Annotated in this window: 21 protein-coding genes and 1 pseudogene; all 22 read right to left on the bottom strand. The window is 30.7% G+C overall.

What is annotated here, in order from left to right; all coding sequences use genetic code 11:
• Positions 1 to 16 precede the first annotated feature (16 nt).
• Positions 17 to 364, bottom strand: coding sequence for a TIGR03792 family protein (locus tag IC219_RS10140; protein ID WP_227824339.1), 348 nt, complete (start codon positions 362 to 364; stop codon positions 17 to 19).
• 119 nt (positions 365 to 483) lie between these two features.
• Positions 484 to 1,884: a dihydrolipoyl dehydrogenase gene (gene lpdA, locus IC219_RS10135; protein WP_227830877.1), complete on the bottom strand. Its 1,401-nt coding sequence runs from the start codon at positions 1,882 to 1,884 to the stop codon at positions 484 to 486.
• 58 nt (positions 1,885 to 1,942) lie between these two features.
• Positions 1,943 to 2,950 (bottom strand): dihydrofolate reductase family protein, encoded by a 1,008-nt coding sequence (locus tag IC219_RS10130; RefSeq protein ID WP_227482061.1) that lies wholly within the window; start codon positions 2,948 to 2,950, stop codon positions 1,943 to 1,945.
• 28 nt (positions 2,951 to 2,978) lie between these two features.
• Positions 2,979 to 4,376, bottom strand: coding sequence for an amidohydrolase (locus IC219_RS10125; RefSeq protein ID WP_227482060.1), 1,398 nt, complete (start codon positions 4,374 to 4,376; stop codon positions 2,979 to 2,981).
• A 138-nt stretch (positions 4,377 to 4,514) separates the two neighbouring features.
• On the bottom strand, positions 4,515 to 5,780 hold the full coding sequence (locus IC219_RS10120; protein WP_227830878.1) for a dihydrolipoamide acetyltransferase family protein: 1,266 nt from the start codon (positions 5,778 to 5,780) through the stop codon (positions 4,515 to 4,517).
• A 17-nt stretch (positions 5,781 to 5,797) separates the two neighbouring features.
• Positions 5,798 to 6,775, bottom strand: a complete 978-nt coding sequence (locus tag IC219_RS10115) for an alpha-ketoacid dehydrogenase subunit beta (protein ID WP_227434351.1) — start codon at positions 6,773 to 6,775, stop codon at positions 5,798 to 5,800.
• Positions 6,775 to 7,755, bottom strand: coding sequence for a thiamine pyrophosphate-dependent dehydrogenase E1 component subunit alpha (locus IC219_RS10110; protein ID WP_227830879.1), 981 nt, complete (start codon positions 7,753 to 7,755; stop codon positions 6,775 to 6,777). The genes IC219_RS10115 and IC219_RS10110 overlap by 1 nt, the downstream gene beginning before the upstream one ends.
• A gap of 36 nt (positions 7,756 to 7,791) precedes the next feature.
• On the bottom strand, positions 7,792 to 8,751 hold the full coding sequence (gene mch / locus IC219_RS10105; RefSeq protein WP_227434349.1) for a methenyltetrahydromethanopterin cyclohydrolase: 960 nt from the start codon (positions 8,749 to 8,751) through the stop codon (positions 7,792 to 7,794).
• A 27-nt stretch (positions 8,752 to 8,778) separates the two neighbouring features.
• A complete protein-coding gene (locus tag IC219_RS10100) occupies positions 8,779 to 9,513 on the bottom strand; it encodes an SDR family NAD(P)-dependent oxidoreductase (RefSeq protein ID WP_227824341.1) in 735 nt (244 codons plus the stop codon).
• 133 nt (positions 9,514 to 9,646) lie between these two features.
• Positions 9,647 to 11,254 (bottom strand): annotated as a pseudogene (locus IC219_RS10095) (xanthine dehydrogenase family protein molybdopterin-binding subunit); the annotation flags it as partial.
• Positions 11,236 to 11,796, bottom strand: coding sequence for a molybdopterin cofactor-binding domain-containing protein (locus IC219_RS21725; RefSeq protein WP_255612975.1), 561 nt, complete (start codon positions 11,794 to 11,796; stop codon positions 11,236 to 11,238). The pseudogene IC219_RS10095 and the gene IC219_RS21725, both read right to left, overlap by 19 nt.
• A 97-nt stretch (positions 11,797 to 11,893) precedes the next feature.
• Complete coding sequence (locus IC219_RS10090; RefSeq protein ID WP_413926932.1) at positions 11,894 to 12,382, bottom strand: (2Fe-2S)-binding protein; 489 nt, start codon at positions 12,380 to 12,382, stop codon at positions 11,894 to 11,896.
• A gap of 374 nt (positions 12,383 to 12,756) precedes the next feature.
• Complete coding sequence (locus IC219_RS10085; RefSeq protein WP_227830880.1) at positions 12,757 to 14,082, bottom strand: solute carrier family 23 protein; 1,326 nt, start codon at positions 14,080 to 14,082, stop codon at positions 12,757 to 12,759.
• 1,008 nt (positions 14,083 to 15,090) lie between these two features.
• Positions 15,091 to 16,692, bottom strand: coding sequence for an amidohydrolase family protein (locus IC219_RS10080; protein ID WP_227482054.1), 1,602 nt, complete (start codon positions 16,690 to 16,692; stop codon positions 15,091 to 15,093).
• Positions 16,693 to 16,804: 112 nt separating this feature from the next.
• Positions 16,805 to 17,482 (bottom strand): hypothetical protein, encoded by a 678-nt coding sequence (locus tag IC219_RS10075; RefSeq protein ID WP_227482053.1) that lies wholly within the window; start codon positions 17,480 to 17,482, stop codon positions 16,805 to 16,807.
• A gap of 12 nt (positions 17,483 to 17,494) precedes the next feature.
• Entirely contained in the window at positions 17,495 to 18,190 is a 696-nt protein-coding gene (locus IC219_RS10070; protein WP_227434343.1) for a DUF5058 family protein, read from the bottom strand.
• A gap of 50 nt (positions 18,191 to 18,240) precedes the next feature.
• Positions 18,241 to 19,440 carry a dipeptidase gene (locus tag IC219_RS10065; RefSeq protein ID WP_227482052.1) on the bottom strand — a complete coding sequence of 400 codons (1,200 nt, stop codon included), beginning with the start codon at positions 19,438 to 19,440 and terminating at the stop codon, positions 18,241 to 18,243.
• A gap of 257 nt (positions 19,441 to 19,697) precedes the next feature.
• Positions 19,698 to 21,743 carry a sigma 54-interacting transcriptional regulator gene (locus IC219_RS10060; RefSeq protein WP_227830881.1) on the bottom strand — a complete coding sequence of 682 codons (2,046 nt, stop codon included), beginning with the start codon at positions 21,741 to 21,743 and terminating at the stop codon, positions 19,698 to 19,700.
• Between the two features lie 197 nt (positions 21,744 to 21,940).
• Complete coding sequence (locus IC219_RS10055; protein WP_227434340.1) at positions 21,941 to 22,750, bottom strand: alpha/beta fold hydrolase; 810 nt, start codon at positions 22,748 to 22,750, stop codon at positions 21,941 to 21,943.
• A gap of 83 nt (positions 22,751 to 22,833) precedes the next feature.
• Positions 22,834 to 23,367 (bottom strand): ferritin-like domain-containing protein, encoded by a 534-nt coding sequence (locus IC219_RS10050; protein WP_227830882.1) that lies wholly within the window; start codon positions 23,365 to 23,367, stop codon positions 22,834 to 22,836.
• Between the two features lie 179 nt (positions 23,368 to 23,546).
• Positions 23,547 to 24,896, bottom strand: coding sequence for a TldD/PmbA family protein (locus IC219_RS10045; RefSeq protein ID WP_227830883.1), 1,350 nt, complete (start codon positions 24,894 to 24,896; stop codon positions 23,547 to 23,549).
• Positions 24,897 to 24,907: 11 nt separating this feature from the next.
• Positions 24,908 to 26,290 carry a TldD/PmbA family protein gene (locus IC219_RS10040; RefSeq protein ID WP_227482048.1) on the bottom strand — a complete coding sequence of 461 codons (1,383 nt, stop codon included), beginning with the start codon at positions 26,288 to 26,290 and terminating at the stop codon, positions 24,908 to 24,910.
• Positions 26,291 to 26,449: the final 159 nt, after the last annotated feature.

Raw genomic sequence — 26,449 nt, 5'->3', positions numbered from 1 at the left:
AGTGCACTTAATCTTATTATTTATATTCTCTAAGTTTATACTTTTTATTGACATCATGCTCTGCTCTTACAAACTCTAAATTTCCTTCTCCCATTAATTCAGACATTCTTTTCTTTCTATCACTTAGCCAATCTTTATCAATATTTTTATAGTACTTGTAATCTGTCCAATATATTATTGATGTTATTTCTCCTGGATTACTTTCACTAATCCATATCTCAGAACCAGCAAATCCTTCTAATAATTCTAGACCTTTAATCCAAATCTCATAATCTAATTGTAAGTACTTTTCTATTAATTTAGTATCTATCCTAAAAGTTAGCTCTTCAATAAATAAAGGTCTTTCAAATGATTTTAATTTCATATTATATACTTCCCTCTTTAATATTTGACTACTTTTTTATTTAAATGCTTTTTACATTTAAGTACTTTCAACATAATATTCTTGCATATAACCACTCTTTATTTTTACTTCTTGCAAGACTACCTTCTAGCAGGAGGTACATGTATTGCTTTACCTACTATTCCCATAGTAGCTTCTGCAAAAGCTTCTGATAAGGTTGGATGTCCATGCATAGTACTTACAACTTCTTCAACTGTCAACATTGCTTTCATTGCAATTACAGCTTCATGAATTAAATCACTAGCATTAGGCCCTATGATATGAACCCCATATATTGTAGTCTTATCTTTTGAAGCAATTACCTTAACCATACCATCTGAATCATTCATTGTAAGAGCTTTTCCATTACCAGAAAACTGAAATTTACCAACGACATAGTCTAAGTTTTTATTTTTGGCTTCTTCTTCAGACAATCCAACTGTAGATACCTCTGGAAAAGTAAAAATGGAATTTGGTACTAAGTCATAATCTACACTTGTTTTTTCCCCTACAATTCGTTCAACAACTACTTTGCCTTCTTCAGATGCAACATGTGCAAGCATTATTCCTCCAATTACATCTCCAATTGCATAAATACCTGGTACAGATGTACAGTAATTTTCATCGACTTTTATTCCCTTTTTATCATATTTGATGCCTAAATTATCTAGATTTAGTCCATCTACATCTAACTCTCTTCCTGTAGATACAAGTACATTATTACAAGCAATCTTTGTTTTTTCTCCATTCTGATTTATATCTACTACTAGTTCTTTATCACTCTTAGATATTTCTTCTACTTTTGATGAAAGTAGTATTTTAATCCCCCTTTTATTAAGTAGTTTAGTTAACCTACTAGATACCTCATTATCAACCATAGGAATTATATTATTCAAGAACTCAACTATAGTTACATCTGAACCAAATTCATTTAAAATTCCTGCAAACTCAATTCCTATAACTCCACCTCCAATTATTACTAATTTCTGAGGCAACTTAGTTATTTCTAAAGCTTCTTTACTTGTTATTACTCCCTCCAAATCAATCCCTTTAATAGGAGGCTTAGAAGATTTTGAACCAGATGCAATTAAAATATTTTTTCCTTTAATTATCTTCTTTGAGGCATCTTCTAATTTTATCTCTACAGAATCCTTACTTATTAACTTTGCTTCTCCCTTTTCTACAGTCACTTTATTTGCTTTTAATAATCCTTTTACACCACTAGTTAAGGTCTTAACTATATGTTTCTTTCTTTTCTGAACTTTTTCCAAGTCTAATTTATATTCATCAACTTTTATCCCATATTCTTCAGCATGATTAAAATAATTTAAAACCTGTGCATCTTTAAATAGTGTCTTTGTAGGAATACAACCTGTATTTAGACAAGTACCTCCAAATTCATTCTTTTCTACAATTATAACTTTTAACCCCAGTTGAGCTCCTCGAATCGCTGCAACATACCCACCTGGACCACCACCAATTACGATTAAATCAGCGTTCATATTTATTTTTCCTCCTTTTAAGTTATAGATATTAATATCTATAATTAAAATTTTAGTATCAATATTTATAGCTTGTTAAATCTACTTGATTTTTAATACCATAGCAAAGTTTCTGACGTGTAAAAATAAAATTATTTCTATGCATTCCTACTATCAATAGTTCCGAATGTGGATGTTCTAAATGGCTATAAGCTGTTGTACAGCCTGGAGTCATTTTTCCACCAACAAATACCATGGAATAATTCATAAAATATTCGTCTAATAATTCATTTTCAATTAGGTGAGTACAGTATGAAGGAGATTCGATACACATTTTTTCTATCCCTAGATTTTTAAGTACATAAAGTAATATCTTAGAGTCTGGAGTACTATCTTTACCAGTAACAATTACAGGACAAACATCAAAATCTTTGTATAATTCTTCAAATTTATAATCATCAACATCCTTAATTGAATTAAAACTCCCTATACATATGTGTTTTAAAGGAGAATTTTCTTTTATATAATCCCAACCATTTGGAGATGTGGCTATAACCATTTTATATTCCTGACTCTTATCAACTCTAAATGTATAATGGTCAAATGGAATATCTCTAGCATCAAAAGAAACTACTACTCCACATGGCTGATATTTTTTATTTAAATAGTCTTTTCTTTGCTGTGTCAAACTTTCATCAAATACATGGCATGTTATCCCAGGTTCATTTTGCAACGTTCTAGCCCCTATAATTACAGCATCTGAATATGCTCTTAGAACATTTAAAACCCAAAAATCTGCCAAGGCTCCATCTGGATCAACAAAATTATTTTTTCCAATTAAAGGGCCTGCTTTATTGTCTTCATATGCCATTTTTCCATCAGATGAAAGCACCATAGATGAAAATATATATGGTCTTTTATCTTTTGATTTTGGAAAAAACAACTCTGTATAATACTCTAAAGCATCTGGTATACAGATATTTTCATTAGATTCTTCTTTTATATTGTCTAATATCTTTTCATTTCTATTTAATACATTTATTTTTAAGTTATGTTTTGGTATATTGAAAAACTCAAGCTTATTCATACTTTGACCACCTTCTCTCAATTATTTTTTATAATCCATAAATTCTTTTTCCCCATTGCATATTTCCTAGACCAACATCCTCTATTAACTTACTTGATATTTTTTGAGTTTTATAGATTACTTTTTCTTCATCTATATTAACTATTTGATTCTTATCCATAACTACTTTTCCATCTATAATAGAAGTTTCTATATTATTTGGAGTAGATGAATATATTAATGAACTAATTGGGTCGTGAACTGGTATAGAAATTGCACTTTTATATGGATTATAAATTATAATATCAGCATTTTTTCCTATCTCTATTGACCCTAAGCAGTCTAATTTATTTATGGATTTTGCTCCTCCAAGTGTTGCCATTTCCAGTACACTTGACGAAGGTAAAAGCTTTGCATCTCTATGAGTAACTTTTTGTAATAATGTAGTCATTTTCATTACTTCTAACATATTTTGAGTATCATTACTCGCTGAGCCATCACAAGCTAAACTTATAGTCAATCCATTTTCAATAAGCTTTGGAATTGGTGCTACTCCTGCTGCTAGAACCATATTAGATACTGGATTATGAGATATTTTAACATCATATTTTTTAAATAACTCTATATCTTCATCTGACATTTGTATGCAGTGGACTGCAATAAAGTCAGGCCCTAAAATTCCTACTTTTTCAAGATATGGCACAGTCTTCATACCTCTATCTTCTAAACAGTATTTATCATCGTCCTTAGTCTCAAGTAAATGCATAGTTATTGGAATATGAAGCTCATTGGCTATATTTCTCATTTCTTTGTATCCTTCTTCTGTGTTATCCCATATAATACCAGGAGCTAATGCTAAACTTATTCTCGAGTGGTCTCTATATTTTTTCTCTAATCTTCTGACATCATCAAAAAACTTTTGTTCTGTATCATGATAGGTACAACCAAATTCTTTTGGGAATTTACTTGTATCTGTAAATCCTCTACCAAGTATTCCTCTTATTCCTAAGTCTTCAAATGCTTGAATTATACTATCATCAAGACCTTCTTTTCCATGACAGTACATATAGTCAAGTATAGTAGTTGTACCTGTTCTAATTGCTTCTATACATCCTGTTAAAGCTGCATAATAGCAACATTCTTCATCTATTTTATGTATAGCTCTTCTAACAGAGCTATCAAGCCAGTCTAACAATAATTTATCTCTTCCTAATCCCTTTAGCAAAGTCTGAAATAGATGAGAATGAGTACTTATAAATCCAGGTAAAACAAATTTACCTCTAGCATCTATAATTTTTTCAGAGATGTATTTTTCTAGTAAATTCTTCTTTCCTATATCAATTATCTTGTTCTTTTCAATTATTATACAAGCATCATTTAGTATTTCCCTCTCATTATTCATTGAAATTAGATAAGCGTTTTTAATTATCAAATCTACTTTTCTCATGTAGTAACCTCCATATAATTTTTTGCTATATCTTAATTTTGACAGATAGTTTGGAGAGAAAAAATCTTTCGAGAAACGCATAACAAACTATCTGTCAGATTACTGGTATACTATAAAATCACTTTAAATCTGGCTGAATTACATCCATCTAAAATCTAAAAGATTTTGTGTGACTTCTTGAAGAAAACGTGCTCCAGGAGCTCCGTCTACTACTCTATGGTCATGAGTTAAACTCATATTCATTGTTGAACCAGCGTAAAATGCACCATCTTTTACAAGAACTTTTTCTATTATACTTCCAATACCTAAAATTGCACTTTCTGGTGTATTTAATACTGGGGTAAAGTATGTTATTCCAAACATCCCTAAGTTAGTTATAGTAATAGTTCCATTACTCATTTCATCAGAATTTAACTTGTTATTTTTAGCTCTATCACTTAAATCACTTAGTTCAATACATATTGTTTTTAAGTCTTTTAAATTTGCATTTTTTATTATAGGTACCACCAAGCCATTTGGAATATCTACAGCTACACCTATATTAATTTCGCTACTTACTTTAAAATGATTTTCATCAACTATTTGTGTTCTAAGTTTAGGATGATTTTCAAGTGCTTCAGCTACAGCCTTTATTATAAGAGCTGTATAACTTAATTTAACTCCTACTTTTTTATACTTTTCTTTCAATCCTTTATATACTTTTGATAAGTTAGTAATTTCTAATTCAGTGGCAATTGTAGTTTGAGCTGTTGTCAATAAACTCTCATGCATTTTTTTTGCTATTACATTTTGCATTGGTGTCATCTTAGTTACCAAATCATTTTCTCCTATATTTACCTTAATGTTATTAGCTTGAGAAATATTGGTAACTTCTTGCCGTACTTCTTTTTCTACTACTTTATTTTGATTGACTTCCATAACTTCTTCTACTGGATTATTGTTCATGAAATTTTTCAAATCATCAATTGTTATTGAACCATGTATTCCTGTACCCTCTATATTTGAATAGTTAATTCCTTTTTCCTCAGCTATTTTTTTAGCTCTCGGAGTTATTTTTTTGTCTATATTTAAATCTTTTTTCTTAGTTGCATTTTCTAAACTTAAAATATCTACCTCTTTTTCATTATCAGTTTTATCTATCAAGTTAAATCCACTAATATCTTCATTGGCTTCTGCAATTATACAAATTAGTTCTCCACAATTAGCAATATCGCCCTCTTCAAAAAATTTTTTTCTCAATACCCCACTTTCTGGTGCTTCAACAGTATTAGTAATCTTGTCAGTTTCAACTTCTAAAATTTCATCACCCTTATTTACTACACTTCCTTCTTCAATCAACCATGTGCCAATTGTTCCTTCCTCCATAGAAAGACCAAACTTCGGCATCTTAACCTCTGTAATCATTGTTTATCCTCCCCTGACTAATATTGCATAACTTCCTTACAAGCCTTAATTAGATTTTCTAATTTTGGTAGAACAAAATCCTCTAAAACTGGTGCATATGCTACTGGAGCATCAATTGATGTAACTCTTTTTATTGGTGCACTTAGATACTCAAATACATCTTCATTTATCATTGCAGATATTTCAGCAGCCCATCCTCCAACTCTTGGACCTTCTTGAGCAATAACCAATCGACTAGTTTTCGCAACTGACTCTACTATAGTTTTTTTATCATAAGGAAATACAGTTCTAAGGTCGATTATCTCTACACTAATCCCTTCTTTTTCAAGTTGACTTGCTGCTTTATGTGCTAACCCTAACATCATTTGAGTAGCTACTATAGTAATATCACTTCCAGTTTTTTCAATCTCAGCTTCATATAGAGGAATTTCATATGGCTCAACTGGCACCTCTCCTTTGACATTGTATAGCATTTTATGTTCTAAAAATAATACAGGATTATCGTTTTTTATAGCTGAAAGCAACATCCCTTTAGCTTCATAAGGTGTTGTTGGTGAAACTACTACAAGCCCAGGTGTATTCATAAACCATGACTCTGCACAAACTGAATGATGATATGCACAGCGTATACCACCTCCCTGTACAGCACGAACAGTAATTGGGCAATGTGCTTTTCCTTGGAACATAAAATTTAATTTTGCTGCATTATTTACAAGTTGGTCAAAACAAACTCCCAAAAAATCTGCAAACATTATCTCTGGAACTGGTCTTAGTCCACAAAGTGCTGCACCATTTGATAATCCCAATATAGCTGATTCTGATAAAGCTGTATCTTTTATTCTATTTGGCCACTTAGCCATTATTCCTTTAGTAATCCCAAAATCTCCACCCATTTTAGCTACATCTTCACCTAGTATAAAAACTCTATCATCATTTTCCATAGCTTGATGAAGTGCTTCATTTATTGCCATTCCATATGAAAGTTTTCTTCCCATTATCTTATCTCCACCTCTCTATCAACATATGTGTGTGTAACTGCATCTTTAATATCTGGTGATGGACTCTCCAATGAGAATCTCAGCATTTCTTGAACATCAGCCTCTATTTCTTCTTCTATTTGCTTAAGTGATTCATCTGACATACCTTCTCTTTCAATAAGTATCTTTCTAGTTAACTTGATTGGGTCTCTATCTTTCCAATACTTAACTTCTTCTTCAGGTCTATATGCTGCTGGGTCTCCTGCAAAATGACCTTGCCAGCGATAAGTGAGAAATTCTATTAAAGTTGGTCCTTCACCTTTTCTTGCCCTATCTGCTGCTATTTCCACTATCTCAATTACTGCTTCTACATCATTTCCATCTACCCTATAACTTGGAATCTCATACCCCTCGCCCCAAGTTTTTAATTCTTTTTGAGGATGTGAATCTGTATAGTGTGTAGATATAGCATATTGATTATTAAGTAGGCAATATATTATAGGAAGTTTCCATGTTGCTGCCATATTAAGACTTTCGTGGCAAGTTCCTTCTCCTAAAGTTCCATCTCCTAGAAATACTGCTGTAACATCATCTGTTTCTTTATACACAGATGCAAAAGCTGTACCAAGACAAGTTACCATAGTTGAACCCTGTATTCCATTAAACCCCATATTTCTACATTCAATATCATTTATATGCATTGAACCGCCTCTACCACCATTTATTCCTGTAGCCCTAGCAAAAATTTCTGCCATTACAAGTTTTGGGTCAGTACCACAAAGTGCTATAGTTCCATGACCTCTATGGTCTGGAAATTTATAATCTGTTTTTCTAAGTGCATCAACTATGCCTGCTTGACAAGCTTCTTGCCCTATACTTAAATGAACAAATCCTGGTATTGTTCCATTGGCAGCATATACTTCTATTACTTCTTCAAATCTGCGAATCATAACCATGTCACGGTATAATTTTTCTAATCTTAACTTACCTAATGCCATCTTATCTCCCCCTGAATCAATAAATTTTTAAGTTGTTTATTTTAAGAAACTTTTTTCAAGTACTGAGTAATTTATTTCTCCTGCCGAAAATGATTTCCCAGTATTTATATTATGTATCTGTATTTTGCCTATTGAGTGTACATCATGGTCTACATAGAAAAAGTCTCTTCCTGCCTTCTCAAATACATCTTCAAACAACTCTCCATAATTTGGAGACGAAGTTTTCCCTGCCAACTGGTGTATAGTTTTTGCAATAGCAGTATCAGTCGAATCCACCCAAAACTCAGTTTCACTACCATAAATCAATGCATCATTTATTCTTCCCATAGTCTTAAGTTCATCTTTTAATACAGGTGCGATTGGTGCTTTTCCTCTAGCAAGTACAATTTGACCTGCATCAAAGTTTTTTTCAAACATCTTATGGCATACTTGCTCAATAATTCTTGCTGACACTTGCATTGATGCTACAATACATGTACTTGGTGAAATTAATATATATGTGTCTTCTGGTTTTACTTTACAAGCATTTGCAACCTCTAAGACCGTTTCATCATTAGGATATTTTATATCTTGGATACATAGGACTGCCTCATGATAAGTGTCTTTATATGGAGTCATTTCAAAATACCAGTCTGATTTAACTCTTGCTAAAGCTCTTGCTGGTCCTGACCCAATAGTTGCAAATTCACCTTCTCCAAGTTTCCATCCAGCAATCTGTGAACCCATACATGCAATCAATGGTTTATCTATAAATACTTCAACTGCTGAGAAAGAATATTCATCATTTAATTTAAAATCTCCTAATGATACTGTTCCTAGGTCGCCTATAGAAGCCCTAGTAAATAAAACGCCTGCTTTCCAGCTTCCACTACAATTTAATCCCATATCAATTATAGTTGCTCCACAATCCATCTTAACAACTTCACACCCTAATGCTTCTGCATCTTCCAGTATCTCTCTTACTACCACCATAGCTTTCTTGTTTAAACTTATCATCTTTATACCTCTCAATATATATTTTATTTATGCCTTCTTCCCACATACATCAATTGCAGCTCCCATTATTGGACTTGCTTCATCAGATGCTAAGAAAGTTACAACTTTTGATACTTCTTCCACTTGCAACATTTCTTCAAGTGGTATCGTAACTGCATCATCATAGTCAAATCTTTTTCTTGTATATTCAGTATTAGTCATACCTAAATATATTGCATTTACATTGATTCCATACTCTTTTACTTCTTCTGATAAAGTTTGAGTAAAACTTACCATCCCACCTTTAGAAGCAGCATATGCCCCAAAACCCGGAAAAAAATGTTTTGCTGCTGTAGAACTAATATTTATTATTTTTCCATACTTTTTATCAATCATTGTTCTAAGAACAGCCTTAGTACAATAAAAAGTTCCACTTAAATTAGTCTTTATCTGAACATCCCAATCTTCAATTGTAGTATCAACTACTGGAGCTGATTTATGGAGAGCTACATTATTAATCAATACATCTACACGCTCAAATTTATCTATTACTTCACTAAAACAAACTTCTACTTCTTCTGGTTTGCTTACATCACAAACTGAAACAAAGGCTTTACCACCAGATTTAATGATTCTTTCTGCAACATTATCCAATTTACTTTTAGTTCTACCAATTAAGACTACTGTTGCTCCTTCAATAGCAAAATCTAAAGCAAATCCTGCTCCTAATCCTTGCCCTCCTCCTGTTATCACAACAACCTTATCTTTAAATCTTAAATTCACAATCCATCACATCCTCTATATTCTTATAATTCAAACTTATATTTAGAAAAATATCTTACATTACAATATCTAAAGTATTTTAAATAAATATCTTTTTACTTTGTATAACTAATTTCTTTTGTATAAAACAACATTAAATATTTATATTATCCATTAAAATATTTTTCTTTAATGGCAAACTATAAAAATCACAGTTTAACGCATTTGCTACTGCATTTGCTACTGCTGGTGCTGATGGTACAACAGAACATTCACCTATACTCTTAGCTCCAAATGGACCTCCAGGTTCTCCACATTCTATCATTCCAACTTTTATTTGTGGCATTTCACTAGCCTTTATCATATGATACGAGCGAAATGAATTAGCTTTTATTCTTCCTCTATTATCAAACTCAAGCGCTTCAGTTAACGCATATCCTATTCCCATTTGAATTGCTCCTTCAATCTGACCTTCTACAGACATTGGGTTCAAAGCTTTACCCACATCATGTACTGCAACATATTCTAAAACTCTTACACTTGCCAGTTTAGTATCAACCTCAACTTTAGCAAAATGTACACCATATGAACTCGCTCCAGTTTGAGATGCAAAAGTTTCAGCTCCTATAATCTCTCTTAAACTTACCCTTTGAGCATGTATCATGACATCGCATAAAGTGGCTTGTTTGTTGTTATTTTTGATAGAATAAACTCTATCGTCCTTAAATTCTATATATTCTTCATCCTCTTTTAAGAGTTGGGATGCTTCTTTTAAAAGTTCTTTTTTTACTGAGTTTGCTACTTTTAAAGCTGCATTTCCGGATACAAAAACTCCTCTACTTGCGTAATCTCCTAAATTCCATGGTGATGCTTCTGTATCTGCCTGTATACATTCTATTTTTTCCTGGCTTATTCCAAGTACTTCAGATATAATTTGCACCTGGACACTTACAGATGCATTTCCCATATCATGAGTACCTGTATATAATACAGCTGAACCATCTTCATTCATTTTCAACATTAAGGCTGTTATATCTCTATGTGCCCCAAAGCATCCATTTCCATGTGAACCAACTGCCATACCTACACCAATTAAAAACCTACCATTTGATTCATTTTGCTGTCTTATTTGTTTTTTCCAGTCAAATATTTCAGCACCTTTTTTTATACAGTCTATTGGTCTTGGATTACCATGAGGACTTTTAAATCGTTGGTCTATTCCATCTGGTTCAACTAAGTTCTTAAGCTGTAAATTTAAAATATCCATATTTAGTTTTTTTGCAATTTTATTTAGTTGGGATTGTTGTGCAAAAAAAGCTTGTGGAGAACCATATCCTCTCATTGCTCCTGCAATTGGTGTGTTTGTATACACTGGTATTCCTGTATATCTCATATTTTCAATCTTATATGCTTTAAATACTTTATGACTCATTGCTCCAATTACATTTAAAGCACTTGATGCATATGCTCCTGTATTTGTTAGAACTTTCATATCTTGTGCTACAATTTGACCATCTTTCATAACACCTGTTTTTAGATATACAACTGCACCATGTCTAGTTCTTGTTGAAGCAATAGTTTCTCTCCTGTTAAGTTCTAGTTTGACTGGCCTACCTGATAGTTTTGCTAATAATGCTACAATTGGCTCAATTGTAATCTCTAATTTACCTCCAAAAGCTCCTCCAATAGCTGGACTTACTAGTCTAATTTTATTCATTGGTACTTCAAATAACTTAGATAAGATTATCCTAAAGCCAAAAGTATTTTGATTAGGACTATAAACAGTAAGTTTTCCACTGTAATCATAATCTGCACAATAGCCACATGAGTTTCTATTGCACCATGATGTATAGCTGGAAGTGTATACTTATCTTCAAAAATATAATCAGCTTTTTTCATAGCTTCTTCAATATTTCCACACTGTTGTACACTTACTGCAAGCTTGTTTCCACCTTTATGGATTGGATATGCACCCTCTTGTATTGCTTCTTCTGGATTAAATACTGATGGTAATTCTTCGTATTCAACCTCAATAAGCTTCAATGCTTTTTCAGCAGTTTGTAAATCTTCAGCTGCAACAGCTGCAACTTTATCACCAACAAAACGAACAGTATCATCAAAGATATATTCAACCTCTGGCAACTCATGTTCATAAAATCTCATGGCACTATTAAAGGCTTTTTGAGGTGAGTTTTTATAAGTGGCTATGGCTTTTACACCTTCTAATTTTTCAGCTTTTGATGTGTCTATTTTTTTAATTTTTGCATGCGCTATAGGGCTGAATAAAACCTTAGCATAAAGCATATTTGGAATTTTCATATCCGCAGTATATTTAAGTTGGCCAGTAGCTTTAAGTACAGCATCTCTTATTGGGACTCTCTCACCAATAATTTTAAATTTATTACTCACAGGTTATACCCCCCATCCTTTTTGCTGATAAAAGTATAGCCTCAACAATTTTTACATATCCTGTACATCTGCAAAGATTGTCATCTATAGACTTTCTAACATCTACCTCAGAAGGATTTGGATTTTTGTCTAGTAAGGCTTTTGCCGACATTATCATCCCTGGAGTGCAATATCCACATTGAACAGCTCCACAATCAATAAATGCTTGTTGAATTGGATGTATATTGATTCCATCTGACAACCCTTCAATTGTCAATATCTTTTTCCCAACTGCGTTTCTTGCTAGAATCAGACATGAATTAACTGCTTCTCCATCTAAAATTATTTTACAAGCTCCACAATCACCAGTACTACATCCACACTTACTTCCAGTTAAATTAAACACTTCTCTTAAAACATAAAGTAAAGTCCAGCTTTTTTTTATACTCACCTTTCTCAATCTGCCATTTATATCAAATTCAATAACATCTATAATCTCCACCTTCTCCCCACATAATTTAAATTTTAATATTTTCTATGAAATTTAATCTTTGATTAATTTATCCAAGTTATTTACTCTCCTTTGACAAGTAAAATCCATAATTACTGTTAAAAAAGGAGGGGCAAGGCGCTCCTCCTGGATATCCTTTCAGATTATGCTTTTATTAAAATGAGTATCATATCTTTTGATTATTTAGTTTTTTAAGGTTTTTGGGTAAAAAAAATAGAAGCAAGGCGCTCCTTCTTGGATATCCTTTCAGATTATATTCTGCTCAAATGCAAGCTATTAGGTTTCCTTCAAAGTTCAATTCTATTTTTGGTAAAAAAAATAGAAGCAAGGCGCTCCTTCTTGGATATCCTTTAGAATTACATTCTCTAAGCTTTACAACTTACTTTACTTTCCACTACATCTTCTTTTTCCTTAGGCAATACAATATTTAGTATTAAAGATAATAAAGCTGTTCCAGATATACCAGTCATTAAAGTGACTACAATGCTTGGTAAAAATGCTAATGCAGCTTGATTAAAATAACCACCCATACCAATGCCCAATGAGACTGCTAAAATTGTTATATTACGATTTGTCATCTTTCCCATTCCAATAACCTTAATACCTGATGATGCAATTGTTCCAAACATCATAACTAATGTTCCTCCAATAACTGGGTCTGGTGTTAAAGCTAATATCTGGGCAAACTTTGGGAAAAATGCTAATACGCCTAACATTACTCCTCCAAGTGCTACTATGTACCTACTTGTAACTCCTGTCATACAAATTATTCCTATGTTTGGACTACCTGATATAACTGGAAGCCCATTAAACAAGGCTGCAAAACAACTTCCAACTCCATCTGCTCTCACAGCTCTCATCAATTCTTTTTGTGTAGGTAGACGGTTTTCAACAGAACTGACAACACCTGTCGTATCTCCTATTATTTCCATAACTGTAACAATATGAATTGTACATATGGTTATAATAGCGCCCAAGTTGAACTCCAATCCCCAGTATATAGGTTTTGGCATTGCAAACCAATTTGCTTGTGCCATACTAGAAAAGTCAACCATACCAAATATTATTGCTACTACATACCCTATTACTATTGAAATTATTATGGATGCTACTTTTAGAAAACCTTTTCCAAATTGATTTAAAATGAGTGTTAATAATAATGTGAATATAGCTAAAGAAAAATTAGCAACTACATTAGGTCCATGAGCATCAAAAGATACTGCGTAGTCAAATGAAGAACTCATAAGTGATAACCCTACTGCCAAAACAACACTTCCTGTAACAGTAGGTGTAAAATATTTATGTAAATATTTTACTGCAAGAGGTCCTACTAAAGTTAAAACTAGACTTCCTACAAGTACTGCTCCAAAAGCTCCAGCAATACCAACATCATTATTTGTACTTAAGGCAATTAATGGTGCTACAAAGGTGAAACTTCCACCAGTAACAATTGGCAACCGTGACCCTATTGGTCCAATTCCCATAGATTGCAGTATGGTGCTCACTCCTGCAATCAACATCGAACATTGAATCAAAAATGCAGTCTCACTTAGTGAGAGACCCATGCCCACAGCTACTAAAATAGCACCTGACATAGTACCTGCAAAAGCAGAAAAAACATGTTGCATACTAAGCGGTATTGCTGTTAGAAGCTTTGGCTTGTCATTAAATCCATACTTGTAATTTTCCATATCTTACCCCTTATCGCTCCCGCCATTGCCGCCAAATGTATGGAGCTATGTAATAAATTATTAGTAACCTTAAAAGTTAGAGCCTAATAAATATTGCACAGTTACATTATGAAGTTTTAGTAATACATTTTGAAATTAGAAAAGCTCTAATTTAAGGAGTGGCGGAGGATTAGTTACTAAAAAAATAAAACGTTTGCTTTTAGCATCATTTTTATTTTTTGTAAGCTAGGTAATTAATCCGATTTTTAATTGTATTATACAGTCACGATTTTATACTGTCAAGATTATTCTGACAATTTAATTTTAGTTTTATTTAGAATTATTAAAGTAAAAATAATAATCAATTTGTAGAATAAAATCAGTATTAAAATACTTTAATTTTCAAATTTTTGTTATTTTATTATCGAAATTCAGTTTAATATTTATTTCTATAAAATATATACAACTTCTTATTTTAGCCATATAACACTATTTCAGTAAATATAATAAATAAAGATATATATAATAATCATAAAAATTTTAATTATTGGATAAATATAAATATTTTATTGTTTATTTAATTAAATCAGACATAGTATATATATTTTATAATACAATATTATTTTAATATATATAAAAAAAATAATTATTTTTTATTATTTTCTCATTCTCTGATATTTAAATTCTCTTCTATTAGATATTTTTTTAACATTTTTTTATAAAAAGTTTATCTTTACATACTTACAAAAAATTTATTTTTCAAAATTATAACCATTTATTTTCCCAATTTTTCTACATATTTCAATAAATAAAAATCTTAATTTTTTATTATAAAAGTAAATTATTTTTTGTACATTTCTTATTACTCATGCTTTTTATTATTGCTATAAATTAATATCTATTACTATTACGAAAAAAAACGAAGAGTGATTTTTATTTAAATAATATTCAAACTTCGTTTTTTCTTACTAGCTATTTATTTAATTTCTAAATTTCTATTATTTTTTAATACTTTATCTTTTTAATAATCTATCTTTTTAATACTTCACCACATGGATTTTTAGTAACTTTACCTTCTTCTAATGCAATTTTTCCATTTACAATTACATATTCAACACCTTTGGCTAATAACTGTGGATTTGAGAAGTCAATCTCTTCAGACCTAGGATAGCTGTAGTTTTCCATATCAATAACTGCTATATCAGCTATTTTACCCTCTTTAAGTATACCTCTATCCTTTATTTTAAACTGGTTAGCTGGTAATGAAGTTACCCTTCTTACTACTTCTTCCAATCTTACACCTGATTTTTTATACATATCAAAGAAAATTGGAAATGCCCCTCTTCTTTGAAGCTCAAACCATGACATATCTCCACCTACACTAAACAAACAATCTGAACCAACCATAACAAATGGATTATTTATTATCTTTTTATCATGTAATTTATCAGGAAAATCTCCCCTGTACATTCCTCCTAGGCAAAATATAAGTTCTTCATCTCCATATAAAAGTAAATCTAGTAATAGCTTATTTTCATCTATACCTTTTTGCATAGCTATTTCACGTATTGATTTCTTTTCCATATCAATATCATTGGTATTTAGAAGTATTATACTTCCTCTATCTCCAAGTATAAATGCCTCTTTTAATATCAAAGCTCTTCCTTCTTCATTACTAAGAGCATCCATAACTCCATCCATACCTAATTCAAACAAACTAGATGATATTGCCATAATAAATTGAAGTACTCTTTTTTTCTTCATACAATGACCAGAACTTCTTGGTACTGTATCAACCATTATATCAACACCATTGTATCTAGCTTTTAATATCTCATCAAAGGCTTCTATTTCAACTGGACTTAAATGTGATACTTGGACTCTAGCACCACTTTTTTGACCTACCTCTATAGTCTCTTTTACTGCATTATATCTTCCTATGTAATCTCTAATATGAGATGTATATATACCATCATGTTCCTTAATTAACTTTGCAATATCAACAAGTTCATCAATATCAGCATACTTACTTGGTATATATGCCAATCCAGTAGATATTCCAAAAGCACCACTTTTCATGCCATCATTTATTATATCTGTAATTTCATTTTTTTCTTTTTTTGTAGGAGGTCTATCTTTAGACCCTCCCATAACACTCCATCTTATAGTCCCATGACCCAATAAAAATCCCATATTAATAGCTATTCCACTCTTAGATATAAGGTCACAATATTCTATAAAACTATCCCAATGCTTATTTTTATCTATAAGATACTTTTTTTCTTCTTCAAGTAATAGACCATTTTTATACATATATTCATATATATTTTCAGAAGAATATGGTGTTATAGAATGACCACAATTACCATTTATAGTTGTTGTAACACCTTGTTTTAGGAATTTTTCAAATTTACCATCTAGTATTGCTACTATTTCTTCATGAACATGAGGGTCAATAAATCCAGGTGTTACAACTTTTTTATGACAATCTATCATTTTATTTGTATCATCATTTATCTCAGAATCTATTCTTACTATTAAATTATTTTTTATAGCTATATCTCCATAAAAACCACTTTCTCCAGTCCCATCTATTATAAATCCATTTTTTAAAACTAAATCATATGCCACATTATTCACCCCTTAAAATATAATTTTATTGCAGTAGCCTTTACTATAATTCTTTATATTTTAAACTTTTTACTTCTTTAATTTTACTAGCCTCTAAGTTTATCCTTTTTTACTAGTCTCTAAGTTTATCTTTATGCATAACTCTTGCAATCAATATAGTACCAAATACACATATAAGAACTACTAAAGATTGTGGTATTATACCTTGCTTTGATAATATAATCGTCAATACAGCTATTACAATTGCTACTAATCCTAGTTTTTTATCTTGTAAAAAAACTTGTCCAAACACTGACCCAAATAGAGCTGGTAAGATTAAATTCAATTTTTCTACTACTTCAGGTGGTATTTTAGACAACACACTTCCTCCTAAAATTACTCCAAAAGTCAAAATACTTATATTTACTAGAATAGATACAGCTATTCCTATAGTAGATATTATTGAACCTTCTTCTGTTCCTGATTCAACTTCTGCTGCTTTTTGAGCTGCTATTGAACATGGCAGTCTCATATTAGATATATTTCCAGAAAGAAAACTCATATAAGTTCCTGGTATCCCTAAAATTGGTGAATAAGAAACTGGCTCTATTATGTAGTTTGGTGCGCTCATACTAACTATTGCCATTGTACTTGCTAATAATGCTGATATTGGAGGCATAAGACCAAATCCAAAACTTAAAATTATTCCAGGAACTAATGCTGCTATAATACCTAAAGATAATGTCAATCTACCATACCTTATCATAAAAGGTAAGTACTCTTCATTGTATATAGATTTTACTTTACTCATAAAACTCCCCCCTTATATTATTGAACCTATTATCATCCCACTAAACATTGATATTGTAAGACCCCACTCTCTCAGCCATTTTATATTTTTCTTTTTTTCAATCATACAAAGTATTACCATTATTATCATTCCACTTATACATGCAATTGTTCCATTGTCAAAACGCAACACTCTATCAGCATTTAGGTATGCAAATGAACCTAACATTGCTCCTACAGATATTATTGGTATAAATGATTTCTTACCACTAGAAATAACATTCGTTATTTTATCTAACTTATGCCCAAACAATAATGTAAATATTATCCACCCTAAAGAACCTAATATCATAGTCCAAACTGCATTTGTAAATGCTACTTTTGTCATCTCAGGAGAACCTAAAGTTATCCCTAAAGCATCTGTTCCAAACCCAGCTGACATAGATTCAAAAATTACAGAACCTATAAATGATAATCTCATCCATGCTATAGGTCCACCCATAGTTACTATAAGTGAAACCATCCCAGCAAATATAGTCATTGATGGGCCTATAGCTGAAATAGCACTACTCTTAATAGCTGATTTTATTTGCTTATCAGTTATTCCCATCGTCTTCCCAACTTTACAAGATTTTATAGCAAATACAAGAGATTGTACTACTACTATTGATACAGCTACTGTACTTGCTATCCACAAAAGTGGATGATTGGCTAATTTTAAATAATCCATTGCAAAAAACCTCCCTATAAATCCTCAAATTTTATTAAAACATTTAAGCCTTATTTCCAAACCTTATTCAATACTCTAAGTATGTTTCCACCCAACACCTTTTCTATTTCCTCATCACTATATCCATGTTTTACTAAATATCTGACAATATTTTTTGAAGTTTCAGTTGGATTTTCAAGACCTTTTACATACTCTACTTTAGGATGCTCCTTTGTCCCAGTTATTTTTTTAATATCAAATTTAGCAGCTAACACTGAATGTAATTTAACATGGTCACCGTATACTGTATCTGGTCCAAAAGCCACATGGTCTATCCCTACTAGATTTTTAATATACTCAAAATGTTCCATAAATGACTCTATTGAATGTTCTTTGTTTTTTTCAGTTATTGTAGTATGTGGTGCTGCTTCTACACCTATAACCCCACCCTTTTTCGCACATGCTATTAGTACTTCATCTGGCGTTAATCTCTTTGTGTTCCACAGACTTCTTGCCCCAACATGACTCAATATTATTGGGTCCTTACTGTGTTCTATAACATCAAGTGTCGTTTGAACTCCAACATGAGAGCAATCTATTGCCATTCCAATCTTATTCATTCTTTCAACAGCTTTTCTACCAAAATTCGTAAGTCCACCATCTTTTTCTTCTTTCAATCCTGAACCCAATGCATTAGATTCACTATATGTTATACCCATTAACCTTATGCCAAATCCATACAAAATATCTATTCTATCAAGTTCATTTTCTATTGGTGCAGCTCCTTCTAAAGTAGGTATCAAGGCCACTTTTCCTTCTTTTTTTGCTCTGTATATATCTTCTACTTTTTCACACTTTATAACAAAATCTTGGTGTGCTAAGTCACATAATCTCATACCTAAATCTATTAATATATCATCCCACTTCCATCCTGAGCTTGATGTTATTGTACATACACCATCCATTAAATTATCAAATATAGCATCGTAATATCCTCTTGATAATGCTTCATAAGCACATCTTTGTTTACCCTCTCTATTGTATTCAAATATATCTCTTTCTAAGTGTTCTGGAAATAAAACTGGATGTTCATGTAGTGATATAAATATTTTGTCATCCACTATATTTTTAACCTTAGCTTCTTGAATATCATCTAACTCGATAAGGTATTCTTTTACTCTCTTATCTCCTTTACACATCTCAATAGATGAGATATCTTTTCCCTTTTCTAAATAACTATAAGCTTCATAGCCTTTATAAGCTGACTTCATAACAATATCCTCCAAATTCTACAGTTTTTTATATTTTCACTATGTAGCAATTGATATGCCAAAATATAAATTTTAATTGCATACTAAATCTTTCAAAAATAAAAACAGTAGTAAAGTGATGATTTACTACTGTTTATTAGAAATAATATTTTTTATTTTTAATTTAATATTTTTAAAATTATCTCAATATTTAAAATAATTTTAATTATTTAAGATTATTATAGGGAGTTTTTAGGGGATTTTACATTTATATACCCCTATATTTCCCCCTTAAATTTTATATATGATATAAAATTCTTTCCTTCATCAGTTATAAAACTCCCTTGTTTTTTTACTCCAGATGACAGCAATCCATGATTTTTTAATTTATCTATTCTTTTTCTAATTTGGTCTACACTTAATGTCATACTTTTTTCTTTTAAGATTTCTTGTAATTTATTTCTTCCTAATGATATATTTTTATTATTCCAAGTTTCTATACTCATCAATATACAAATACTTTCATTAAAGAAATTTGATTGTTTGAAATCCAATATAATTGAATCAAAGTTTTCATTAACTAAAGTATTGTTATTTTCAAATTTAAATTGTTCCGGCAAATGCTCATAGTCTACTCTATCTTCCTCCACTATAGTGTCAATATAATAAATCAAATTCTTAAGCTCCCTTACATTACCTGGCCACTCATACAATTTTAATACTTGCATTGATTTTTCTGTAAAACATTTATTACTATTTATTTCATCCAAAAAATACTTACTTATAAGAGGTATATCTTCCTTACGCTCTCTAAGCCTTGGTATTTCTATATGTAATACATTAATCCTATAATACAAATCTTCCCTAAAAGAACCTTCTTTAATTTTTTTCTTTAAATCCTTATTTGTAGCAGCTATAATCCTAACATCTACTGGTATAATTTTACTTCCACCCATTCTCATAACTTCTTTTTCTTGTAAGACTCTCAACAATCTTTGCTGTACCTCTAGAGATATATCACCTATCTCATCTAAAAAAATTGTTCCTGTATGCGCTCTTTCAAATATCCCTATTTTTCCGCCTTTTATCGCACCTGTGAAACTTCCTTCTTCATAGCCAAAAAGCTCACTTTCAATAAGTGTATCTGACAAAGAAGATAGATTAACTGCAACAAATGGCTTGTCTTTTCTTAGAGATTCATTATGTATTGCCTGAGCAAATATTTCCTTTCCTGTTCCATTTTCTCCAAGTATCAACACAGAAAAATCTGTAGATGCTATCTTTCTTGCGATATTAATTTTTTCTTTTATTATTTTAGTCTCACCTACAACATTCTCAAATGTGTACTTTGATACAAATCCCTTTGTATGAAATTTATTTTGAATCTTATCCTCAAGCATCTGAATTGCACTTATATCTTTAATGCTTATAATACTTTTTATTCGCTCATTATTTTCATACACATTTACTTTATTAATTATGAGTTTTTTGTTATTTAGGCTTACTACTTCATCACTGACTTCATCCTCTTGAAAAAATATTTTTTTGATAATTTTATCACTAAATAAATCCATAAAATTATTAGATATAATCTGATTTTGGTCTACTCCAACTAGATTAGAAAATACTTTATTGCAATATATAAACTTCCCTAATTTATCAATAGAAGCAATCCCTTCATCGATAATCTCCAAAAAACTCTTCATAGTTTTATTCATAGTTGTATAGTATCTATATCCACTTACTGTGTCTTCATTATATTTTTCTTTGATAATATGTAATTTATCTATAGATATATTAAGTTTTGTAAATATTTCTATAACTGTATTTATATCTATTATTTTAGCACCTATATCTATTATTTGCTTTAAGTTCTGTGGTACTCTATTTCTACTTCCTGTAATAATTCCAATCTCACATTTAGACTTATCACATCCTGGATAATATGGTATTAAATTAATATGAATTAATCCTAATTTTCTAATTATCTTGGCTGTTTCATCTGCTGACTCTTTATAATCATCTATAACCATAACTTCAGAATCATTTTCTATACTTATTATCTGGTTTATATTTTCAATATTTATTGTACGATGTACTATTACAATAGGTATATTTTTATCGATATTATTGTGTATATGCTCTTTTATCTCATTATCTGAACACACTATAAGTTCATACTTTAATAGTTCAATATTTATGCTATCTATATAGACTAAATTATCTATATTACAAAATTCTCCAAATATATTTTCTAATTGTTTTGAGATATCTATATTTATTTTGTCATCAGTTGATACAAATAAAATATTATGTTTTTTCATACCATCACCTCCTGTTTAGTTAATATAGAAACTAATAATTTGGTCTATTGTAGCACTTTTTAAAAAAATTTTAAATCTTAAAAATCATATTTTATACTATTTGGTAATATTTTCTACTCAAAAATAAAATGGTATAGAATTTAATCTATACCATTTTATATAATATCACCATATTTTTAATTATTAATAAGATATTTCTATTCCTCTAAAAACTGCAAGAATTCTTGATTAAATAGTTTAAGTTCATCATAGAATATTGCATGACCGCTATACTCAAAAGTATATAAAGTTGAATCCTCTATTTTTTCATTCATAAAAACTGCAAATTCATATGGGCATACTTGGTCTAATTTCCCATGAAATATACCAGTAGGCACTCTTACACATTTTAAATCATTAAACAATTTTTCATCTCTTAAAGATACAGCTGTTCCAATAGTTCCAATACCTGATGCACTAAAACCAATGTCGTTAAACCACCTTCTAAAGCTTTCTGATGGATTCGATGCAAATACTTTTTCTCCAAAATTACTTACCATTTCTGGTCTATCAGTACATGCCTGAGCTATCAGTTTATTAACATCCTCACGTGTCATACCATATGGAAACTCTGGAGGTCTTTGTACAAACGATGGTGCAGCAGCAGCAAGTAATGCTAATTTTGATACTCCATAGCCATGAAACAGACTCATATATCTAAGTACAATTGCTCCTCCCATTGAAAAACCAACAAGGGTAAAATCTCTTAATCCAATGGCATGTACCACCTTATAAATATCATCTGCTAATTGGCTATAATTATACCCTCCTGATGTTGCAGCAGACTTACCAAACCCTCTTAAATCAATTGAAACGGTTCTATATCCGAGTTTTGGTAATATATTTGTTTGATATTCAAATATCTTATGTCCTAATGGCCAGCCATGTATAAAAAGTACTGTTTTTTTAGCACTCGGATTTAAATCATAAACTGCTATATTTATATCATTTACATATACATAATACATATCAATAGCAACTCCCTTCAAGAAAATGTATGATAGTCATTTTATATATATGAATAAAATGATGAATAACTAAACTTTCGAGTTTATTTGCAATACTTTTCTATTGCTTCTTTAAACAAACCTACATGGACCTTTTCATCTAAAATTATTCTATTTAATATAGCTTTTATATAAGGGTCTTCAATAATACTTATATCCTTGTAATAATTCTCAATAGCCACATACTCTAAATTTAAATCCGATTTTAATCTACTACAAATAGAATCTCCATAAAATACAAAACCACCATTCCAATATGCACCACAAGAACTTGTCGAACCTCTATATATAGGATTTCCACCCAATAATCTTATAGTCTTTGCTAATATCTCCATATGTAACATTTCTGTTATAGATATATTTATCCACATTTCACTCAGTTCTCTATAATTTTCATCTAAATCAAAGTCATGGTATAAGTACTGGGTTACACTTGTAAATTCACTCGCTACACCAGAATAATCATCCATTAATAGCTCTGCATAATACTTATTCGGCCCTAAAACTTTTATTTCTGGATACGGCTCATCACTTGAGTAGCCCTTTCTCTTGTGCATATCGTAATGTGCATCACTCATAATACATCCTCCTTTAAAATTAGCATATGATATTAATTGTATTCATCAAAGCTTTGACATATAACTTTATTAGGATAGTTAGGGTTTAATAAATAACTTAAATTAATAAAAAATCCATGCTAATAAAAATTAACATGGATTTATATTTACCTTTATATTTGTGCAATTATTTTCTGTATCTATTCATCTTTTCCTGCTACTGATAACTCTTTAATAACAACTGAAGGTGAACCTATACTACTCATTGGAAATTCTAAATCGTCTCCTATAACTTCAATATCTTTTAATAAATCGAAGTAATTACCAGCTACTGTAATTTGCTCTACTGGAAATGCTTTTTTACCATCTTTAATATAAAAACCTTTAGCTGCTAAAGAAAAATCTCCTGTTACTGAATTTGCCCCTGAATGAAGACCTGCAAAACTAGTAACCATCAATCCTTCACCTATATCCTTCATAATTTCATCTAGAGATTTATCTCCTTTCTCTATATAAAAATTAGTGGGATATATGCTTATAGGTGATGAATATGAAGATTTTATTCCATTTCCTGTAGTCTTTATATTTGCCTTATTGGCTGTCTTTAAGTTATGAAGTAAAGTTATAAGCTTTCCATTTGAAACAACTTCTTTTTTAAATGTAGCTACTCCCTCATCATCGAAAGGAGTAGATGCCATACCATTTTCTAAAAGTGGGTCATCAACTATTGTAACTATAGGAGATGCTATCATATCTCCCTCTCTATCTTTCAACAAAGATAATCCTTTTTGGGCTGAATCAGCATTAAATATTCCAGAAAATGTACTAAGTAAAGATACCATTGCTTCATTAAACAATATAGTTTTATATTTGCCTGATGGTATACTCTTTCCACCTATTTTAGATAAAGCATTTTCAACTCCAAGCTTTGCTATCTCACAAGGCTTTATTTCTTCAATAGAATTTGCTATATTATATCCCACTCCATCATACTTTTGTCCATTGTCTTCTATGATAGGAACTACAAACCCTATAAGCATATTAGTTTTATTACTTAAATCAAGACCTTTAGTATTATGTATACCATTACTTGATACAGAATAAGATATAGTGCATCTAGATAAATTTACTACCTTATCTGAATAAGCTTTAGTCTCTCTTTCCATTTCTAGAGCTAAATCAATCAACTTATCTGCTTCTAAATTTTCTAACTCTTTAGAATAAGTCTTTACATCATTATAGTGCTTATCGCCTTCATATATAAATTGTACATCTTCATTTTCGATAGCTCTTACCCCATCTTTTACATTTTTTATCAACATATCAACAGCTTTATCATCTAAAATTTCTGTATAAGAATAACCTACCTTTCCATTTACCTTACCTCTAAAAGATAAACCAAAAGACTTATCAAGATTGTATTTCTCAACTTCTCCTTCATATATATTTATACTTAAATTTTCCCCTGTGGAATAATACACTTCACATTCTTCAAATCCTTCACTTAGAGCTTTTTTAAATAATATATCCTTAAAACTTTTAAGTTCCACAATTATCCCTCCTATCTTCCACCTACAGTAATTTCTTTTACCCTTATCATAGGTTGACCTACATTAGTTGGTATACTTCCTGATGATGAACCACACATACCCTGAGCTTGTTTTAAGTTATCACCAACCATATCTATATTCATAAGTACATCACTACCTTTTCCAATTAAACTAGCACCTCTAACTGGCTCTTGTATTTCTCCATTTTTTATCAAGTAACCTTCTGAAACTGCAAAATTAAACTCTCCTGTTACAGGGTTTACAGACCCACCACCCATTTTTTTAGCATAAAGTCCATCTGGTATTGACTTTATAATGTCTTCTGGTTTATCTTCTCCAGCAGCAATATAAGTATTAGTCATTCTCGAAGTAGGAGCAAATTTATAATTCTGTCTACGAGAACTTCCTGTAGGATTCATTCCCATTCGTCTACCATTAAGTTTGTCTATCATATAAGACTTCAAAATCCCATTTTCAATCAGTATATTTTTTTGAGCTGGATTTCCCTCATCATCTATATTCATAGAGCCCCAGTAATTTGGTATTGTACCATCATCTATAGCTGTAATCTTCGTAGATGCAATTTGCTGACCTAATTTATCTGCAAATACGGAGTTTCCCTTTGCAACTGATGTAGCTTCTAAAGAATGTCCACAAGCTTCATGAAATATTACTCCACCAAAGCCATTATCTATTGCTACCATCATATTACCTGCTGGACAATTTTTAGCATGCAACATAGTATGTGCTACTCTAGCTGATTCTTTTGCATAGTATTCTGGGTCTATATCTTCAAATATTTCAAATCCTTTACAACCTCCAGGTCCTTCAAATCCAGTTTGATTTTCATTACCTTTAGATGCAATTGAACTTATTCCCAGTCTGGTTCTTATTCTTCTATCTTCAACATATATACCTTCAGTGTTTGCAATTAATATTTTTTGGTCTTTATCTGAATAGCTAACACTTACTTGAGATATATCACTACTAAATTCTTTTGCACTCTTATATGCAACCTTCATAACATTTACTTTATCTCTATTACCTATTGAATTTGGATAAATTTTTATATTATGTATGTTATTTATTTTAATACTGTCATTTAATATTACACTTTTTCCATCTTCCAATTTACCTAATGCAACAGCAGCTTTATACGCTACATCCAACAAACTATTTAATGAATTGTCACTTGTATAAGCATATATACTCTTTAACCCTTTAAATATTCTTATTCCTATACCATAGGTTCTTCCACCTATTGCATTTTCTACTTTATTATCTATTAAGCCAATAGAATTATTTATAGTGTCTTCTTCAAAAATCTCAGCAAAATCTCCTCCAGTAACTAGACACTTTTCTAATACCTTTGAAGCAATATCTTTTGAAAGCATAAATTTACCTCCTATTTTAAATTTTTATTTAACTTTTATTCAATCTTTTTTACTTGTTAATCATCATTATATACCAAATTGCTTATGAATATATTATACATATGTTTTACACTAAAATGTTATCACATTTTTATTTATACATACCCATTTATATAAGAA

The organism is Clostridioides sp. ES-W-0018-02 (genome assembly GCF_020658175.1).
Taxonomy (GTDB): domain Bacteria; phylum Bacillota; class Clostridia; order Peptostreptococcales; family Peptostreptococcaceae; genus Clostridioides.
This window is presented reverse-complemented; position numbering and strand designations above follow the sequence as displayed.